Here is a 15,806-nt window from a genome sequence, read left to right as displayed (position 1 = left end):
CCTTAGAAAAAGGCCTGCAATCCAGTCTGTGCACGCCCCAGAATTAGTGCGTGAACGTCATGTGTTCCCTCATAGGTGTTCACCGTTTCAAGGTTCATCATGTGACGGATGACGCCAAATTCCAACGAAATTCCGTTACCGCCGTGCATGTCACGTGCATGGCGCGCAATCTCAAGTGCCTTGCCACAGTTGTTACGTTTGACGATTGAAATCATCTCGGGCGCGGCATTGGCTTCATCCATTAGACGTCCAACTTGCAACGAAGCTTGAAGCCCCAGCGTAATCTCAGTTTGCATGTTGGCGAGCTTTAGTTGGAACAGCTGTGTCTGCGCCAGAGGACGATTAAACTGATGACGGTCCAGGCCGTATTGGCGCGCAGCGTGCCAGCAGGCTTCGGCGGCCCCCATCGCGCCCCAGCTGATGCCATAGCGAGCTCGGTTCAAACAGCCAAACGGTCCCTTTAGTCCCTCAACGTTCGGAAGCAAGGCGTCTTCGCCAACTTCGACGCCGTCCATGACGATTTCACCAGTAATGGACGCCCTCAAAGACATCTTGTTTTCTATCTTGGGAGCGCTCAGACCTTTCATGCCTTTTTCCAGAATGAACCCTCGGATCTTGCCGCCGTGTTCTTCTGATTTTGCCCAAACGACAAAAACGTCAGCAATGGGTGAATTGGAAATCCACATCTTGGATCCCGTAAGCTTGTATCCGGTGGCAGTTCGCTCGGCCCGGGTTTTCATGCCTGCGGGATCTGAACCTGCGTCAGGTTCGGTCAAACCAAAGCAGCCGATGAACTCGCCCGAAGACAATTTGGGCAGATACTTCTGGCGCTGCTCCTCGCTGCCATAGGCGTAAATCGGGTACATGACCAAAGAGCTTTGTACCGACATCATCGACCGATAGCCAGAATCGACTCGCTCCACTTCGCGCGCGACCAGCCCATAGGTCACATAACCGCTACCCAGCCCGCCGTACTCTTCGGGGATCGTTGTTCCCAAAAGCCCCATTTCGCCCATTTCCCGAAAAATTGCGGGATCGCATTCTTCATTGGCATATGCACTTTTAACGCGAGGCTGCAGCTTCTCTTGAGCATAGGACTTTGCCGAGGCCATGATCATCCGCTCGTCTTCGCTCAGTTGATTTTCCAGGCGCAGTGGATCTGCCCAATCAAAACTTCCCAGATCAGGCTTATCTTTCGCGCGAAGTGTGGGTTTAGTATCAGTCATCGGCTTTGTCCTTGAACGTAACTCTCTGTCCAGACTTTAACCCCGACACTAGTCAAAAAACAGCGAGACTTTCACATCAATCCATGAGTAAAATACATACATGTTGACACCGCGACGTTTTCTTCCCTCAATCTCATCTCTTCGCGCGCTCGAGGCGCTAGATCGCTTGGGTTCCGCTTCAGCAGTTGCTGATGAGCTTTCCTTGACCCAAAGTGCCGTTAGTCGTCAACTGCAAGCTTTAGAACGACAACTTGGCACGGACTTAATTCTTAGAGATAAAAAACGACTTTCTTTAACGTCGGACGCACAGGAGTATTGTGCAGAAATTCGGCAAGCTCTGGGTCAAATTGCTCAGTCAACCCTACGCCTTCAAACTGCACCTATGATAGGTACGCTAAGCTTGGCCATTCTGCCAACATTTGGCATGCGTTGGCTTATGCCACGATTGCCTGAGTTTTCTAGAAAGCACCCCGAAGTCACAATAAATATGGCGACCCGCTTACAGGCCTTTAACTTTACCAGTGAACCCTTTGATGCAGCGTTGCATTTTGGAACTGCCGACTGGCCAAGCACACGATCTCTGTTGTTAAAGAACGAGCAGGTAATACCGGTTTGTTCGCCAGAGTTGCTGGCAAGCTTTAGCGTGAAAAGGCCAGAGGAAATTCTTGAGCTTCCATTGTTGCACATTCAAACTCGCCCACAAGCGTGGAAAAACTGGTTTGAGGGTCAAGGAGTTCGAATTGAGCGCACCTTAACAGGTACGATGTATGACCAATTCGCAACCATGACTCAGGCAGCGCTCCACGGTCTCGGCGTAGCGCTCTTGCCAGACTACTTGGTAGAACAAGACCTGGCGACCGGACGCCTGATTGCTTTGAATGATGTCCCGGTAGAAACCACTGGTTCCTATTACCTGATCTGGCCCGAATCAAAAAACCACCACAAAGCGCTTGAGAAGTTTCGCGAATGGCTTGAAGAGCATACAGAGCCAGAAAACCTCCTTCCGCGCTAAAACATATTCCATTTCAAAACATTACGGTATTAACCTAATGCATACCCTGCCCCGCGTACGGTACGCAATGGATCGGCACCACCGTGTAGACACAGCGCTTTTCTCAGCCGACCAATGTGAACATCGACGGTCCGCGTGTCGACGTAAATATCACGCCCCCAAACCCTATCCAAAAGTTGTTCACGACTCCAAACACGCCCTGGCTTTTCCATAAATGCGGACAGGAGCCGGAATTCGGTCGGCCCAAGCTTCAGCTGTTTATTTGCGCGGCTAACCCTATGGGTGTCAGTATCCAGAACGATATCGTCATACTCTAGCTTAATGCCTGCAGTCGACGGCCTGACCCGCCGCAATTGACTTCGCACACGCGCCATCAGTTCAGCAACGGAATACGGCTTTTCTACATAGTCGTCTGCCCCAGTTTCCAAACCTCGGATTTTGTCGATCTCTTCAGTGCGAGCAGACAGCATAATTATTGGAATATCACGGGTTTCTGGCCGCATCTTCAAGCGTCTGCAAACCTCAATTCCGCTAACGTTTGGCATCATCCAGTCCAAAACGATGAGGTCAGGTTGCTCCTCTTCCACCACGACCAGCGCGTCTTCGCCATCCTCGGCCTTTACAACACGCAATCCTTCGGCCTCGAGATTGTAGGCTAGGACTTCTCGCTGCGCCATTTCGTCTTCGACAACCAGTACAGTTGGCTGATCAATGGACATACTTAAAGCTCCAAAACGCTGGTGGAAGTTGTATCGGCCTTGATGCGGTTGTCATCTGGCCGCTCACCAGTGACCAAATAGATCACCTGCTCTGCAATTGCAGTTACATGATCGCCCATACGCTCAGTATTCTTGGCGATAAAGTGTAAATGCATGCATGGGGTTATGTTTCTTGGGTCTTCCATCATGAACGTCAAAAGCTCTCGGAACAGGGCATTGTACATCTGATCGATGTCGCGATCCCGAACAATCACATCAGCGGCCAATTCAGCATCTCGCTGAATATAGGCATCAAGCGCGTCTTTTAACATGCGCTCAACCTCCTGGGCCATACGGCGAAGCGCAGATGTACTATCCTGTACAGTTGGCCCCTGTGCGAGAACAACGGTACGCTTGGCCATATTCTTAGCATAATCACCAATACGTTCCAGATTTCCCGAAATTTTCATCACCGAGAGAACCAGGCGTAGATCCCCGGCTGCAGGTGATCGTAAAGCAATCAAACGGGCGGCGTCTTCGTTGATATGCTCCTCCAGTTGATCAATGGCTCGATCACTGGATCGAACACGCAATGCAAGTTCTTCATCACTGGTTTCCAAAGCCTGGGCTGCCTGGATAATAGCGGCCTCAACCAGGCCACCCATTTTCATGATCCGTGCCTGGATGGTTTCCAGATCCCGGTCAAATGCGGATGCTATATGGTGCTCTTCCATGTTTTTTCCTCGGGTCAGCCAATACGGCCAGTAATGTAGCTTTCGGTGCGTGGATCATTTGGGTTTGTGAAAATCTGACCTGTTTCACCGAACTCGACTAGGTTTCCAAGGTGAAAGAAAGCAGTTTTCTGGCTCACCCGTGCGGCTTGTTGCATGGAGTGTGTCACAATCACGACCGAATACCGCTTGCGCAAATCATCAATAAGCTCTTCGACTTGTGCAGTTGCGATTGGGTCCAATGCAGAACAAGGTTCGTCCATCAACAGCACTTCAGGTTCAGTAGCGATAGCGCGCGCGATACATAAACGTTGTTGCTGCCCGCCTGACAATCCAGTGCCCGGCGATTTTAGCCGGTCTTTTACTTCGTCCCAAATGGCAGCCCGGCGCAGTGCTTTTTCAACGATCACATCGAGCTCCGCCTTTGTATTGAATAACCCGTGAATTTTCGGACCATAAGCGACATTATCGTAGATCGATTTTGGAAAGGGATTAGGTTTTTGAAACACCATTCCCACCTTGGCACGCAGCTGAACCGGATCAACCCGCTTGTCGTAAATATCCTCACCATCCAATAGGATTTCTCCATTAATTTTACAGGTTTGAATCGTGTCATTCATCCGGTTCAAACAACGCAGAAAGGTGGATTTTCCGCAACCAGACGGCCCGATAAACGCAGTTACCGTTTTGTCTGCGATCTCAACATCTACATCCTTGATGGCTTGTGTTTCGCCATAATGAACCTGTACATTGCGGGCCTGCATTTTGATGTTCGTCGTATCCACATTATGCGCTGTAAGCGTCATGTCGTTCATCTGATAAACCTTTCTACCAGCGGCGTTCAAAGCGTCGGCGCAAGATCACCGCAACCGTATTCATAGTGACTAGAAAGATCAGCAGCAGAATAATTCCACCCCATGCTCTTTCGTAGAATGCTGGGTCTGCGCGCTTGGCCCATTCATAGATCTGGGCCGGCATCGCCGAATTTGGGGACAAAAGCCCCGAAGCTATACCGTCGGGAGCGTTTGAGGCGACAAAGCCAACCATGCCGATCAATAAAAGCGGCGCAGTTTCGCCCAAAGCCTGTGCTAGCCCGATAATCGTTCCGGTCAGGATCCCGGGTGCAGCCAAGGGCAAGACGTGGTGAAACACTCCCTGCATGCGCGAGGCACCCAATCCCAATGCAGCGTCGCGAACGCTTGGAGGAACCGCACTGAGCGCTGCACGTGTGGATATGATGATGGTTGGTAGCGTCATTAATGTTAAGACCAAGCCACCCACCAATGGAGCGGACATCGGCAGATGCATATAGTTGATAAACACTGCAAGTCCCAGGATACCAAACACAATTGATGGCACCGCTGCTAGATTGGCGATGTTGACTTCGATAATGTCTGTAATCCAGTTCTTTGGCGCGAACTCTTCAAGATAAATCGAGGCCCCTACGCCAATTGGTAGCGCCAGCGCCAATACAACAAACATCATCGAAAGCGAGCCAAGCATCGCAACTCCTATACCAGCTGCTTCTGGTCGCTGGTCAGAGGCATCAGCGCCGGTTATGAAATCGATATTGAATGTCTTCTCGATCACACCTGCAGCAACAAAAGCATCTACAAGGTCCAGCTGCTCAGGTGAAATACTCTTGTCATTTGCAATATTGTTTCGATGCACTCGCCCTTTGAGATATCCATCAACTCGACTAGAAGTCAGAAAACGGAATTCTACCGTATTGCCAATGCTTTCAGGTGTGGAAATAACGTATTCCCGAAGTTGCGCTGCGGCTCCTTTGGACAGCAAACCAACCAGCAGCTTGGCGTTCAAGCTGCTCTCAAGTTCATGCTCATCGACCATGGAGCTCACGGCAGCCTTGATCAACGGTACATAGCCAAAGGTCGAAACCTTCTTGATGTTTTCCAGGTTCCGAGTACCGGTCTTGTCGAGTTTCTCCTCCAGAAGCTCCACCTGAAGGGTGATAAAGGTCTGCTGGAACGCCCCTGCCCCTTTGCTGACGATTGTTACAACCAAGACCATCAAAATTAGAAGACTACCCGCAATAGCGGCGACCCCATACAATTTGAAGCGACGTTCGGCGGCGCTACGTCTGCGTAGGCCTGGCGTCCGATTAAATAGCGAGCCGTTGCGGGTGTTTTTATCCATTATGCTCATCAGTCATACTGCTCTCGGTAGGTCCGCACGATGTACAGTGCCAGAATGTTGAGCCCAAGCGTCAGCACAAAAAGTGATAGGCCCAAGGCAAAGGCAACCAGTGTTTCCGGGCTGGAAAAATCGGTATCTCCTGTCAATTGGCTGACGATCCGTGTGGTGATAGTTGTCATAGAATCCAATGGGTTAACTGAGAACTTTGCAATCGCCCCTGCCCCCATAACCACAATCATAGTTTCTCCAACAGCGCGTGATGTCGCAAGCAAAATGGCCCCAACAATGCCGGGCAATGCGGCCGGAAGCACCACGTTTCGAACGGTTTCTGATTTGGTCGCCCCCAGGCCCAAGGAACCGTCGCGCAATGACTGCGGGACTGCGTTTATTATGTCGTCCGACAGGGATGAAACAAAAGGAATAAGCATGAGCCCCATAACCAGGCCGGCGGTCAGCACCGACGTAGTCCCGCCCATCCAATCCAAGCCCAAAAGCCCCTGATCACCCTTGCCGAACAGTTTCACCAACATGGGGCCAACAGTGAGCAGCGCAAATAAGCCGTAAACGATGGTTGGTATACCGGCCAATACCTCTAGCAAAGGTTTGGCAACCGAACGCGCCGTCGCACTGGCATATTCAGACAGGTAAATCGCCGAATACAGGCCAATGGGCACCGCAACGATCAGCGCAATCATAGAGATGTACAGAGTTCCCCATATCAATGGCAGTATCGATAGTTGACTGTCTCCACGGAAGTTTGGGGCCCAAATTCCTCCTAAGAAGAAGTCTCGCCAACTGTGCAGGCCAAAAAAGTTAACCGTCTCGAACAACATCGAAAAAACGATACCGAACGTGGTTAATATCGCTATCACAGCGGTCAGTATCAGCAGGGCCATTAGGCCACGCTCAATAGTATTCCGAGCACGGTAGGTCTTTTCAGATTGCCCATAGGATCTCGCAAATCCAAAGGCTGCAACAAGCCCAGCAACCAGTGTCAGCATCACCTGACCATTGAGGGACATATTGCGATAGGTTTGTACAGCAGCAATGGTTTCAGGCCGCAGTTCAGAGCTTACAGCAATACCAAGTGCCCCTAATCGGCTTGTAAGATCGGAAGAGTTTGAGCTAAGGTGTCGAATTTCGTTAGCGGTTATAAGACCTTGTCCCAGCGCAATATCCAGACCATCGGCTACTCTACGAACATCATTTAGTTCGTTGTTAATTCTGGGGTTTCCCTCGGACACTTCCAATGAAAATAGTGCCTCAACACGCACGTCGATCAGCATCGGTTGAAGTGGCAACCACAAGGCAAGGACTGCCAAAGCTGGAAGCAAAGTCATGAGTGCGACGTTGATTCCGTAATAAGATGGTAGCGAGTGTAACTTCCTGATCTCTCCGCCTGCTGAAGCCAAAGCTCGGTTGCGCCCAAGAAAAAAGCTGGCGGTGGAAAACAGGATCAGACAGGTTATCAGCCAGTACGTTGGCATTTTCGGCTCCATGTCGGTGTAAGGCAAGTTTTCGTCAACTGCATTGGGACGAGCAAAACGCCCCAACGCTTTGTCAATTCTTCGAAAGTTAGGAGCTTCCGCCCAAAACAGTTTCTTCAGAAACGGTGTCTTGAGTGTTTTCTAGTTCGGGATCAGCAACCAACCCGTACTCAGAAAGTGGGCCATCAGGTCCTGCTACTTCGTCGGCTACGAAAAACTCGGTGTATTCTTTTAGGCCCGGGATTACGCCGATGTGCGCTTTCTTGACATAGAAATACAGTGGGCGAGAAACGGGGTATTCACCGGTTGCAATGCTCTCGGTCGACGGGACCACACCAGACATAGTCGCAACCTGCAGCTTGTTGGTGTTGTTTTCATAGAACGCCAGACCAAACACGCCGATGCCATCTTTGTTGCCCTCAATGCGCGCCAGCGTTTCAGTGTAGTCCCCATCAATGTCAACGGCGACGCCGTCGGTACGGAGGGCAATACAGGCTTTTTCAGCGGCTTTCTTCTTGGCTTTCGGCGTTTCACCCTCGGCAGCGCCTAAAAGAACGTCATAGGCTCCAGTTGCTTCGCAGCCAGCCAGAACAACTTTATCTTCAAACACTTCCCGTGTTCCGTGTTTAGTACCAGGAACAAAGGCCTGCAGGGGTTGAGCTGGGAAGTTGGGGTTTACGTCTGCCCAAGTCTTGGCTGTGTTGGCCACCATTTCACCATCCACCAGGATTTGGTCGGACAGGGCAAGGAACCAATCCGTTGGGGTAAATTCAAAACCTGCCCCCTTCACATCGCTGGCGAATACAATTCCATCGTAGCCAATACGCACTTCGATAATGTCAGTTACGCCATTCTCAGCACACTTGGCGATTTCTTTGTCTTTAATTCTGCGCGACGCATTAGCAACATCAATTGTGTTTTCGCCGACACCCTCACAGAAGCGCTTTAATCCAGCAGAAGACCCGCCAGATTCAACAACGGGGGTTGGAAAATCAAAATTCTCGCCAAAGGCCTCAGCGACGATCGAAGCATATGGCAAAACAGTAGACGAACCGGCGACCTGTACTTGGTCGCGCGCAGATGCGATGGTGGCTGAAGCAGCCAAAATTGCGAGTGCGGATGCTGTCTGATTTACAAAGGACATTGTGTTTCCTTGAGTAAGGTTTCTGTCGGCCATCCCCTGATGACCGTGCTTCAGTTCCTACGTGCGTTGTATTTGAGTTTTGTGACAGCGATGTAACGTCTGCATGACAACCCGGGTCATGTGCAGAAAAAAACTACACTTTGGACCGGACAGGCAAATGCAAGTAACAACCTTGGGCTAAATACAGCGTTGCTGTGTGCAGGATCGTTGGTGATTTAGACGGGTAACAGCACAGTAAACGTTGAACCCAGCCCGAGTTCACTGTCGACACGCATGCGGCCGCGGTGCCGATTTATGATATGTTTGACAATCGCCAACCCCAAGCCTGTTCCGCCTTGCTCGCGAGAGCGATGGCCGTCGGCCCGGTAAAAGCGTTCAGTCAAACGTGGAAGATGATGGGCAGCAATTCCTGGACCGTTATCAATGACCTGAATTTGCACAGCACGCGAGCGCAGCGCCGGTTCTCGTTCTAATACTGATACTTTGACTGTGACCTGATCACCGCCGTATTTGATAGCGTTCTCAATGAGATTGGTGAAAACCTGTTGCAGCTGATCAGGATCACCGTTGATAATAATGGGCTGCGCCGCTTCGATCTCGAGGTTCACCGATGTATTTTTTGCAAGTGTTCCCAGCGACTTGATAGTCGAAGTTATCTGATCTCCTAAATCTACCTTGTCTTTGGGACGGACGCGCTCGCCACTTTCCACCCGATTCAAAGTAAGGAGCTCTCCAACCAGTCGATTCATACGGCTGGCTTCGCTATGCATAATAGACAAGAATTTTTCGCGGGCCACTTCATCGTTTTTTGCGGCACCTCTCAGCGTGTCAATAAACCCGATAAGTGCTGTGAGAGGGGTTCGCAGCTCGTGACTTACATTTGCAACAAAGTCACGCCGCATCTGATTGGCTTGTTCGCGATCCGTAATATTTGCAAAGCACAAAAGAACTGCTCCGGCATTATTGTAGCCAATACCGGGAACAAATTTTAAAGTGACTTCGTACGAAGAATTCTGAACACCAGCATTAGCAAGATGCACGGCCCGTTGCGGTTTTTGATTTTTGAGACACGTCTCGATCGCATTAGAGACCTTTGGTTGCCGAAGAAATGTAGCGAAATTTCGGCCCAGAACTTCCATCCCCAAAAGCACAACGCCGTCACGATTTACACCTATGCAGCGTTCTGTCTGGTCAACCAGCACTGCGGGTAACGGGAACGCATCTAACAACCTGTTGATCACTTGCTGTGACATCGTTCCCTCTTACACTCCTAGCTCTCTGCCAACTTAGCGTTTGAATGTAACTAGGACATGGCAGCAGCAACTGCGCGAGAAAACACGGCTTTCAGCTGCTCAGGTTCTTCGAGACCAACCGATACACGAAAGAACCCCTCACTTAGCCCCAAAACTGCACGTTCATCAGTGGATAGCGCACGATGCGAAGATGAAGCTGGATGAGACAGTGTGGTGCCGACGTCACCCAGCGTGGGCGCAAAATTCAGCTCTTCGGCTTCGCGGGCAAAGGCGTTAGCTGCCGCCCGTCCCCCCTCAAGCTCAAAACTAACCATATTGCACCCATTAGCGCCAAGCATCTGCGCTGCCTTGGCATGATCAGGATGGTCGCTGCGCAAAGGGTACAATACACGCCTAACCCCGGGCAAAGTGGCCAGATGATCTGCCAACACGGCCGCAGTGGCCTGTGCTCGATCAAATCTCAGTTCAAACGACAGCATGCCACGTTCGGCCAACCAGCAGTCAAACGGACTGGGTGTCATCCCTGTGGTAATTGAAAAGACACGCATCTGCTCGTTAAGGCTAGGATCCTTTGCAACCGCGTACCCCAACATTACATCCGAGTGTCCGGCAAGCAGCTTTGTGATCGAGTGCACAACGACATCAGCGCCGTGCTCAAACGGTTGAAACCCGCGTGGAGTGGTAAAGGTGTTATCGACGACCAGCAAAATACCATAGTTCTTGCACAAAGCGGAAAGTGCAGAAATGTCGGCCACACCCAAGGTTGGATTTGAAACAACTTCAACCAGTACCATCTTGGTTTCAGGTCGAATTTGTAACTGCACTTGTTCCGGATCCGCAATATCAACAAGGCTTGTCGCTATGCCCAGGCGCGGCAGGTCATCTTTCATCAAACGAAGTGAACGACCGTACAGCTGATTGGCACCGATCACATGATCCCCGGCTTTTAGCAGCCCCAATAACACAGCCGAAACCGCAGCCATGCCTGAACTGCAGACCACTCCTCCAGAAACGCCCTCCATCGCATCAAGACGTTTGGCAACAACATCAGCGTTCGGATGACCTTCGCGAGAATAGGTATAGCCATGCACCCTGCCCTCGTATTGATCATCCAGAGCATCAGGCGTTTCGCTGGCATAGACAACCGATGGACTAAGTGGTGTGACGACAGGTTTACTGGCACTGAACGGCAAAGGATCAGGGCGCATCAACGAACCGCGGGTGTTTCTCATCACTCAAACCTCTTTCAGATCGGACCGGAAACGGCGCATGTTGTCCTGATAGTGCAACGCGCTCTGTGTCAGACTTTTCTCAAGTTCGGCATCAACGGTTCTTATCACTTTGCCTGGCGATCCCATTACCAGGGAGTTGTCTGGAATAACCTTGTTCTCGGTTATCAGGGCCCCTGCCCCAATTAGGCAGTTCTTACCGATTTTGGCACCATTCAAAACAATGGCCCCCATGCCGATTAACGTGTTGTCGCCAATAGTACAGCCATGCAGCATCACCTTATGGCCGATCGTACAATTTGTGCCGATAATCAGCGGATAACCTGCATCAATATGCATGACACAGTTTTCCTGAACGTTGGATCCCTGCCCTACGCGAATTTCTTCGTGATCCGCGCGAATTGTACAACCAAACCAAACGGAAGCGCCCTGCTCAATCACGACCTTACCGATCAAGTTTGCATCAGCAGCGATCCAGCTGTCTTCGTGAATGTCTGGCCTATGATCACCAAGGGCGTAAATTGTCATGACTGCTCCTCAAACTCGGCCTGCAGCTTGCGAACGTGATCTGTAAGGCTTGGCTGTTGAATACGACGCAGCCGGGTAGCTGTAATAATTGTCTTCAAACGTTCCTCGGTCACATCCAGATCGTCATTGATCAGAACATGATCATAGCCATCCCAGTGCGAGATCTCGTCCCAGCTTTTCATCATACGTCGCGAAATAGTTTCGGCATCGTCCTGTCCGCGCGTTTCCAGACGCCGACGTAATTCGGTGATCGACGGAGGAAGCAGAAAAATGGACAACGTATGTTGGCCCAACACCGAATTTCGGATCTGCTGGGCGCCCTGCCAATCGATATCAAACAATACGTCTTCGCCGGACTCGATGGCAGCTTTAACTGGCCCCTTGGGGGAGCCGTAGAAATTACCAAACACGTGCGCATGTTCCAGCATGTCACCCTGGGCTACTGCAGCTTTAAAATCGTGCTCGGATGTAAAGCGATAGTCCTCACCATCTACTTCTCCACTTCGCGGCGCACGAGTTGTTGCAGAGACCGAAAAGCGAATACTTGGATCCCAAGCACGCAGTCGCTTGGCCAGAGTAGATTTTCCCGCACCCGATGGTGACGACAGGATAATGAGTAGGCCACGCCGGTTGTCCATGCGAGCTCTCCTTTGTGCTTATTCGACGTTTTGGACTTGTTCGCGCATCTGATCGATGAGCGCTTTGAGTTCGAGACCCGTAGCTGTCAGTTCGCTATTTTGCGACTTGGAGCAAAGAGTATTGGTTTCCCGATTGAACTCTTGCATCAGAAAATCAAATTTTCGTCCCACTGCCCCGCCTTCGCTCAGAAGTTTCCGAGCCGCCGCGACATGGGCACCCAAACGGTCAATCTCTTCTGTAACATCTGCCTTGACCGCAAGGAGCGCCAATTCCTGCGCCAAACGCGCTGGATCAACACCATCGGTATTTTCTAAAATTCTATCTAGATTGCTTTGCAAATTGGCGGCCACCAGGGGCCTGCGTGCCTCAGCCTGCTGCGCCGAAACAGCTGTCAACCGCTCAACATCGGCCAGCTGATTGGTTAATATTTCGTCCAACTGCCGCCCTTCGTCTTCACGCATTTGAACGAAATCTGCCACAAGACTTTTGAATTCCTTAACAAGCTGCTTAACAATTGGGGCAGGATCATCGCTACTGCTTGCCTGCTCAAGAACACCTCTTAACGAGAGTAAATCAGCCGCATTGATCGGTGTGAAACTAACATCTGCTTCGGTTGCGGCTGCTTCAACTTCTCTGATGGCTTTTAGAACACCACCAAGAACCTGATGGTTCAATACCAGCTGCCCATCACCACTTTCAGTGCGTGAAACGCGCAGCGTTAGCGATACGTTTCCGCGGGATAAAGCCTTGCTAAGTTGGGCTCTTAGCTGAGTTTCCAACCCTTCAAGCCAATCGGGTACACGTAACCGAAGGTCTAACCCCTTTGCATTGACCGAGCGGATTTCCCAACTCCAGCTATGAACGCCAAACGTTCCTTGGGAAGAGGCAAAACCAGTCATTGATCGCAAAGTCATGTCCCCGGCTCCTTTTTGCTATCTGTAAACTCAGCTTTGCACCTAAAGCTATGGGCGCAAACTTCACAAGACCAGAAGCTGGCATGTGGCTTCAAAAATGGTTAATATGAAGATCTCAGACTTGTTAACCATTGATTTAGTATTTGGTCCAAATTTGAGTTATTTTGTGTCATCTTAACTCCAGAGTAACCATTCCGGTACTAGTCAATAAGAGCAAGTTTGCTCCGAATGTCACGGGAATGAATATCGGAAGCAGACGGAGGGATTGGATATGTTTTTTGGTAGCCAAAAGGGTTCAGGTCAAAATATTGATCAGGACAAGGTAATTTCAATGGATCGGTTCCGCAGCAGCAACTCTCTGTCTCCTATCCGCCAGGCCGAGGCTTACTGGACTGCGTTGCGTCAAGGACACGATGTTCCCAACAGATCTCAGATTGACCCACGCGGTCTAGAAAACATTCTTAGCCAAACCTTCGTACTTGAGCGCATTGCGCCAGGAATTGCACGGTTTCGCTTGGCTGGCCAAAAACTGAATGAAATGGCTGGTATGGAAGTTCGGGGAATGCCGCTTACCGCATTCTTCACGCCAACAGCTCGTAAGCAAGTCAGCGCAGCACTTGAGCATATGTTTGATGAGCCTGCTATTGTTGAGCTTACATTGACAACAGAGGCTACTCGCAATCGCCCGTCGCAAGAAGCGCGCATGCTGTTGTTGCCTTTGCGCAGTGACTTGGGTGACGTAAGTCGTGCGCTGGGTGTGTTTGTTTCTGAAGGAAATCCAACAAAGACCTCTCAACGGTTTAATGTTGCAGCAACTGAGATCAGACCTGCCGCCGTACTTCCCAAAGGCACCACAAATCCTTTGCCAAACAAACAAAGTAACAAAGAAAACGTGGGCTTCGCCGAAACCCAAGCCCGGTTTGGAGAAGAACGCACCGTGATGGACGAGGCCAGAGCTCTTGTAGAAGCCAGCCGCCAGAAAATGAATGACGCGCGTGAAACTCTGAACAAAGTCGACAGCAAACCAAAGAGCAAATCTGACCGGGCGTCACATCTTAGGCTGGTCGTTAGCCGGGATTGATCTAATCGCGGAAACCTGTTAACAATTGGTTATTGCTTCAAGTTGCTGGTCATAGCCTTGAAACATGGACGCCCTGCGGAGAATCCCGGGGCGTTTTTTTGTGTCTGGTCCAGCAGACATTCCCTATCAGCTTCCCCATAAAAAACCCGACACTACGGCCGGGTTTTTCTGTTTGTATGTTGGTCTGACGTTATCCCGCCTGACGGTCCTGCCGGTTTTCACGCAGATCCGAAAGTTCCTCGGCCACCAAAAACGCCAGTTCCAGAGATTGGCTGGCATTTAGCCGTGGATCGCAAGCTGTGTGATAACGCGCACTCAGATCTTCATCCGTAACTGCTCGTACACCACCTGTGCATTCGGTAACGTCTTGGCCTGTCATCTCAAAATGTACACCACCCGGCACTGTACCTTCGGCACTATGAACCGCAAAGAAGTCACGAACTTCACGCAGAACACTGTCAAACGGACGTGTCTTATAGCCAGACGAAGACTTAATGGTGTTGCCGTGCATTGGATCACAAACCCAAGTTACATTTGCACCTTCTTCTTGCACCGCTTTAACCAGGCGGGGCAGATGCTCACCAACTTTGCCTGCACCAAAGCGGGCGATAAGTGTGAGCTTACCTTCTTCGTTTTCCGGGTTCAGCTTTGAAATCAGAACCTTGAGATCTTCTGCAGTGGTTGTCGGTCCACATTTGAGACCGATCGGGTTCAAGACACCGCGACAGAATTCAACATGCGCGCCGTCTGGCTGACGTGTCCGGTCGCCGATCCAAATCATATGCCCGGAACCAGCTAGCCATTTGCCTGAAGTCGAATCCAGACGAGTCAGTGCTTCTTCATACTCCAGAAGAAGACCTTCGTGACTGGTGTAGAAATCCACGGATTGCAGCGTATGCGCAGTATCCTGTGTCACGCCAGCAGCCTTCATGAAATCAAGCGTATCGGTAATCCGGCTGGCCAGAGTGCGGTATTTTTCAACCTTCTCAGATTCTGTAAAGCCCAGTGTCCAAGCATGCACTTGGTTTACATCGGCATAGCCGCCAGTTGAAAACGCCCGAAGCAGGTTCAACGTTGCCGCAGCCTGAGTGTAGGCTTGTAACATCTTGTTTGGGTTGGGAATTCTGGCTTCTGAAGTGAAGGCCAGCTCGTTGATAATATCACCGCGGTAGCTGGGCAGTTCCACGCCATCAATGGTTTCAGTCGGCGCACTTCGCGGCTTGGCAAACTGCCCTGCCATACGGCCAACTTTGACAACTGGTACTTTTGCACCATATGTCAAAACCATCGCCATTTGCAGCATCACCTTAAAGGTGTCGCGGATTGCATCAGCGCTAAATTGTTCAAAGCTCTCGGCACAATCACCACCCTGCAGCAAAAAGGCTTCACCGCGTCCTGCGGCTCCCAAATGCTGTTTCAGGCGTCGCGCTTCACCGGCAAAGACCAAGGGAGGATAATTTGAAAGCTGCGCCTCAATGCCCGTTAGGGCATCAGCGTTTATATAGTCGGGCATCTGAACCCGCGGTTTGGCGCGCCAGTTCGATTTTTGCCACTCACTCATAGCTTTTCTCCACATCAGTAGTCTCAAATTTCAGGAGTCCCTCTATACAAGCGCATCGACGATGTGACCAGTTCGGAAATGCAGCCACTTGACGACGGTGCAAAGCTATGATCACGGTTAAAAAATACACCCTTGGGCTGACAATC

General features: G+C 50.7%; 15 protein-coding genes. 2 read left to right on the top strand and 13 right to left on the bottom strand.

Annotation, left to right across the window (positions count from 1 at the left end; all coding sequences use genetic code 11):
* Positions 1-2: 2 nt before the first annotated feature.
* The gene (locus tag AC2T28_RS06935) at positions 3-1,226 is read right to left on the bottom strand and encodes an acyl-CoA dehydrogenase (protein WP_486748246.1); all 1,224 of its coding nucleotides are present in this window, start codon (positions 1,224-1,226) and stop codon (positions 3-5) included.
* Positions 1,227-1,326: 100 nt separating this feature from the next.
* Between AC2T28_RS06935 and AC2T28_RS06930 the strand changes: the two genes are divergently transcribed.
* Complete coding sequence (locus tag AC2T28_RS06930) at positions 1,327-2,238, top strand: LysR family transcriptional regulator (RefSeq protein ID WP_486748245.1); 912 nt, start codon at positions 1,327-1,329, stop codon at positions 2,236-2,238.
* A 29-nt stretch (positions 2,239-2,267) separates the two neighbouring features.
* Here AC2T28_RS06930 and phoB read toward each other — a convergent pair whose 3' ends face one another.
* The 11 genes from phoB to AC2T28_RS06875 all read right to left on the bottom strand — a co-directional run bounded on the left by phoB (position 2,268) and on the right by AC2T28_RS06875 (position 13,018).
* Complete coding sequence (gene phoB / locus AC2T28_RS06925) at positions 2,268-2,957, bottom strand: phosphate regulon transcriptional regulator PhoB (protein ID WP_486748244.1); 690 nt, start codon at positions 2,955-2,957, stop codon at positions 2,268-2,270.
* 2 nt (positions 2,958-2,959) lie between these two features.
* Positions 2,960-3,670: a phosphate signaling complex protein PhoU gene (phoU, locus tag AC2T28_RS06920; RefSeq protein WP_486748243.1), complete on the bottom strand. Its 711-nt coding sequence runs from the start codon at positions 3,668-3,670 to the stop codon at positions 2,960-2,962.
* Positions 3,671-3,684: 14 nt separating this feature from the next.
* Positions 3,685-4,482 (bottom strand): phosphate ABC transporter ATP-binding protein PstB, encoded by a 798-nt coding sequence (gene pstB / locus AC2T28_RS06915; protein ID WP_486748242.1) that lies wholly within the window; start codon positions 4,480-4,482, stop codon positions 3,685-3,687.
* Positions 4,483-4,495: 13 nt separating this feature from the next.
* Complete coding sequence (pstA, locus tag AC2T28_RS06910) at positions 4,496-5,824, bottom strand: phosphate ABC transporter permease PstA (protein WP_486748241.1); 1,329 nt, start codon at positions 5,822-5,824, stop codon at positions 4,496-4,498.
* An 8-nt stretch (positions 5,825-5,832) separates the two neighbouring features.
* The gene (gene pstC / locus AC2T28_RS06905) at positions 5,833-7,311 is read right to left on the bottom strand and encodes a phosphate ABC transporter permease subunit PstC (RefSeq protein WP_486748240.1); all 1,479 of its coding nucleotides are present in this window, start codon (positions 7,309-7,311) and stop codon (positions 5,833-5,835) included.
* Between the two features lie 88 nt (positions 7,312-7,399).
* Positions 7,400-8,455: a substrate-binding domain-containing protein gene (locus AC2T28_RS06900; protein WP_486748239.1), complete on the bottom strand. Its 1,056-nt coding sequence runs from the start codon at positions 8,453-8,455 to the stop codon at positions 7,400-7,402.
* Positions 8,456-8,670: 215 nt separating this feature from the next.
* Positions 8,671-9,708 (bottom strand): sensor histidine kinase, encoded by a 1,038-nt coding sequence (locus tag AC2T28_RS06895; RefSeq protein WP_486748238.1) that lies wholly within the window; start codon positions 9,706-9,708, stop codon positions 8,671-8,673.
* 50 nt (positions 9,709-9,758) lie between these two features.
* Positions 9,759-10,940 carry a trans-sulfuration enzyme family protein gene (locus AC2T28_RS06890; RefSeq protein ID WP_486748237.1) on the bottom strand — a complete coding sequence of 394 codons (1,182 nt, stop codon included), beginning with the start codon at positions 10,938-10,940 and terminating at the stop codon, positions 9,759-9,761.
* Positions 10,941-10,943: 3 nt separating this feature from the next.
* Positions 10,944-11,465 (bottom strand): gamma carbonic anhydrase family protein, encoded by a 522-nt coding sequence (locus AC2T28_RS06885; protein WP_486748236.1) that lies wholly within the window; start codon positions 11,463-11,465, stop codon positions 10,944-10,946.
* Positions 11,462-12,103: a guanylate kinase gene (gene gmk / locus AC2T28_RS06880; protein WP_486748235.1), complete on the bottom strand. Its 642-nt coding sequence runs from the start codon at positions 12,101-12,103 to the stop codon at positions 11,462-11,464. Before gmk ends, AC2T28_RS06885 begins: the two co-directional genes overlap by 4 nt.
* Before the next feature lie 18 nt (positions 12,104-12,121).
* Positions 12,122-13,018: a YicC/YloC family endoribonuclease gene (locus AC2T28_RS06875; protein ID WP_486748234.1), complete on the bottom strand. Its 897-nt coding sequence runs from the start codon at positions 13,016-13,018 to the stop codon at positions 12,122-12,124.
* A 271-nt stretch (positions 13,019-13,289) separates the two neighbouring features.
* Between AC2T28_RS06875 and AC2T28_RS06870 the strand changes: the two genes are divergently transcribed.
* Positions 13,290-14,099: a PAS domain-containing protein gene (locus AC2T28_RS06870; RefSeq protein ID WP_486748233.1), complete on the top strand. Its 810-nt coding sequence runs from the start codon at positions 13,290-13,292 to the stop codon at positions 14,097-14,099.
* A gap of 190 nt (positions 14,100-14,289) precedes the next feature.
* On the opposite strand, the gene AC2T28_RS06865 is transcribed toward AC2T28_RS06870, so the two are convergent.
* Positions 14,290-15,660: a class II 3-deoxy-7-phosphoheptulonate synthase gene (locus tag AC2T28_RS06865; RefSeq protein ID WP_486748232.1), complete on the bottom strand. Its 1,371-nt coding sequence runs from the start codon at positions 15,658-15,660 to the stop codon at positions 14,290-14,292.
* Positions 15,661-15,806: the final 146 nt, after the last annotated feature.

Source organism: Parasedimentitalea nitratireducens (assembly GCF_057444295.1).
This window is presented reverse-complemented; position numbering and strand designations above follow the sequence as displayed.

Excerpts from the sequence above, each read along its gene's own strand:
- AC2T28_RS06935 (WP_486748246.1), bottom strand. The coding sequence starts at position 1,226 with ATGACTGATACTAAACCCACACTTCGCGCGAAAGATAAGCCTGATCTG.
- AC2T28_RS06930 (WP_486748245.1), top strand. The coding sequence starts at position 1,327 with ATGTTGACACCGCGACGTTTTCTTCCCTCAATCTCATCTCTTCGCGCG.
- phoB (WP_486748244.1), bottom strand. The coding sequence starts at position 2,957 with ATGTCCATTGATCAGCCAACTGTACTGGTTGTCGAAGACGAAATGGCG.
- phoU (WP_486748243.1), bottom strand. The coding sequence starts at position 3,670 with ATGGAAGAGCACCATATAGCATCCGCATTTGACCGGGATCTGGAAACC.
- pstB (WP_486748242.1), bottom strand. The coding sequence starts at position 4,482 with ATGAACGACATGACGCTTACAGCGCATAATGTGGATACGACGAACATC.
- pstA (WP_486748241.1), bottom strand. The coding sequence starts at position 5,824 with ATGGATAAAAACACCCGCAACGGCTCGCTATTTAATCGGACGCCAGGC.
- pstC (WP_486748240.1), bottom strand. The coding sequence starts at position 7,311 with ATGCCAACGTACTGGCTGATAACCTGTCTGATCCTGTTTTCCACCGCC.
- AC2T28_RS06900 (WP_486748239.1), bottom strand. The coding sequence starts at position 8,455 with ATGTCCTTTGTAAATCAGACAGCATCCGCACTCGCAATTTTGGCTGCT.
- AC2T28_RS06895 (WP_486748238.1), bottom strand. The coding sequence starts at position 9,708 with ATGTCACAGCAAGTGATCAACAGGTTGTTAGATGCGTTCCCGTTACCC.
- AC2T28_RS06890 (WP_486748237.1), bottom strand. The coding sequence starts at position 10,940 with ATGAGAAACACCCGCGGTTCGTTGATGCGCCCTGATCCTTTGCCGTTC.
- AC2T28_RS06885 (WP_486748236.1), bottom strand. The coding sequence starts at position 11,465 with ATGACAATTTACGCCCTTGGTGATCATAGGCCAGACATTCACGAAGAC.
- gmk (WP_486748235.1), bottom strand. The coding sequence starts at position 12,103 with ATGGACAACCGGCGTGGCCTACTCATTATCCTGTCGTCACCATCGGGT.
- AC2T28_RS06875 (WP_486748234.1), bottom strand. The coding sequence starts at position 13,018 with ATGACTTTGCGATCAATGACTGGTTTTGCCTCTTCCCAAGGAACGTTT.
- AC2T28_RS06870 (WP_486748233.1), top strand. The coding sequence starts at position 13,290 with ATGTTTTTTGGTAGCCAAAAGGGTTCAGGTCAAAATATTGATCAGGAC.
- AC2T28_RS06865 (WP_486748232.1), bottom strand. The coding sequence starts at position 15,660 with ATGAGTGAGTGGCAAAAATCGAACTGGCGCGCCAAACCGCGGGTTCAG.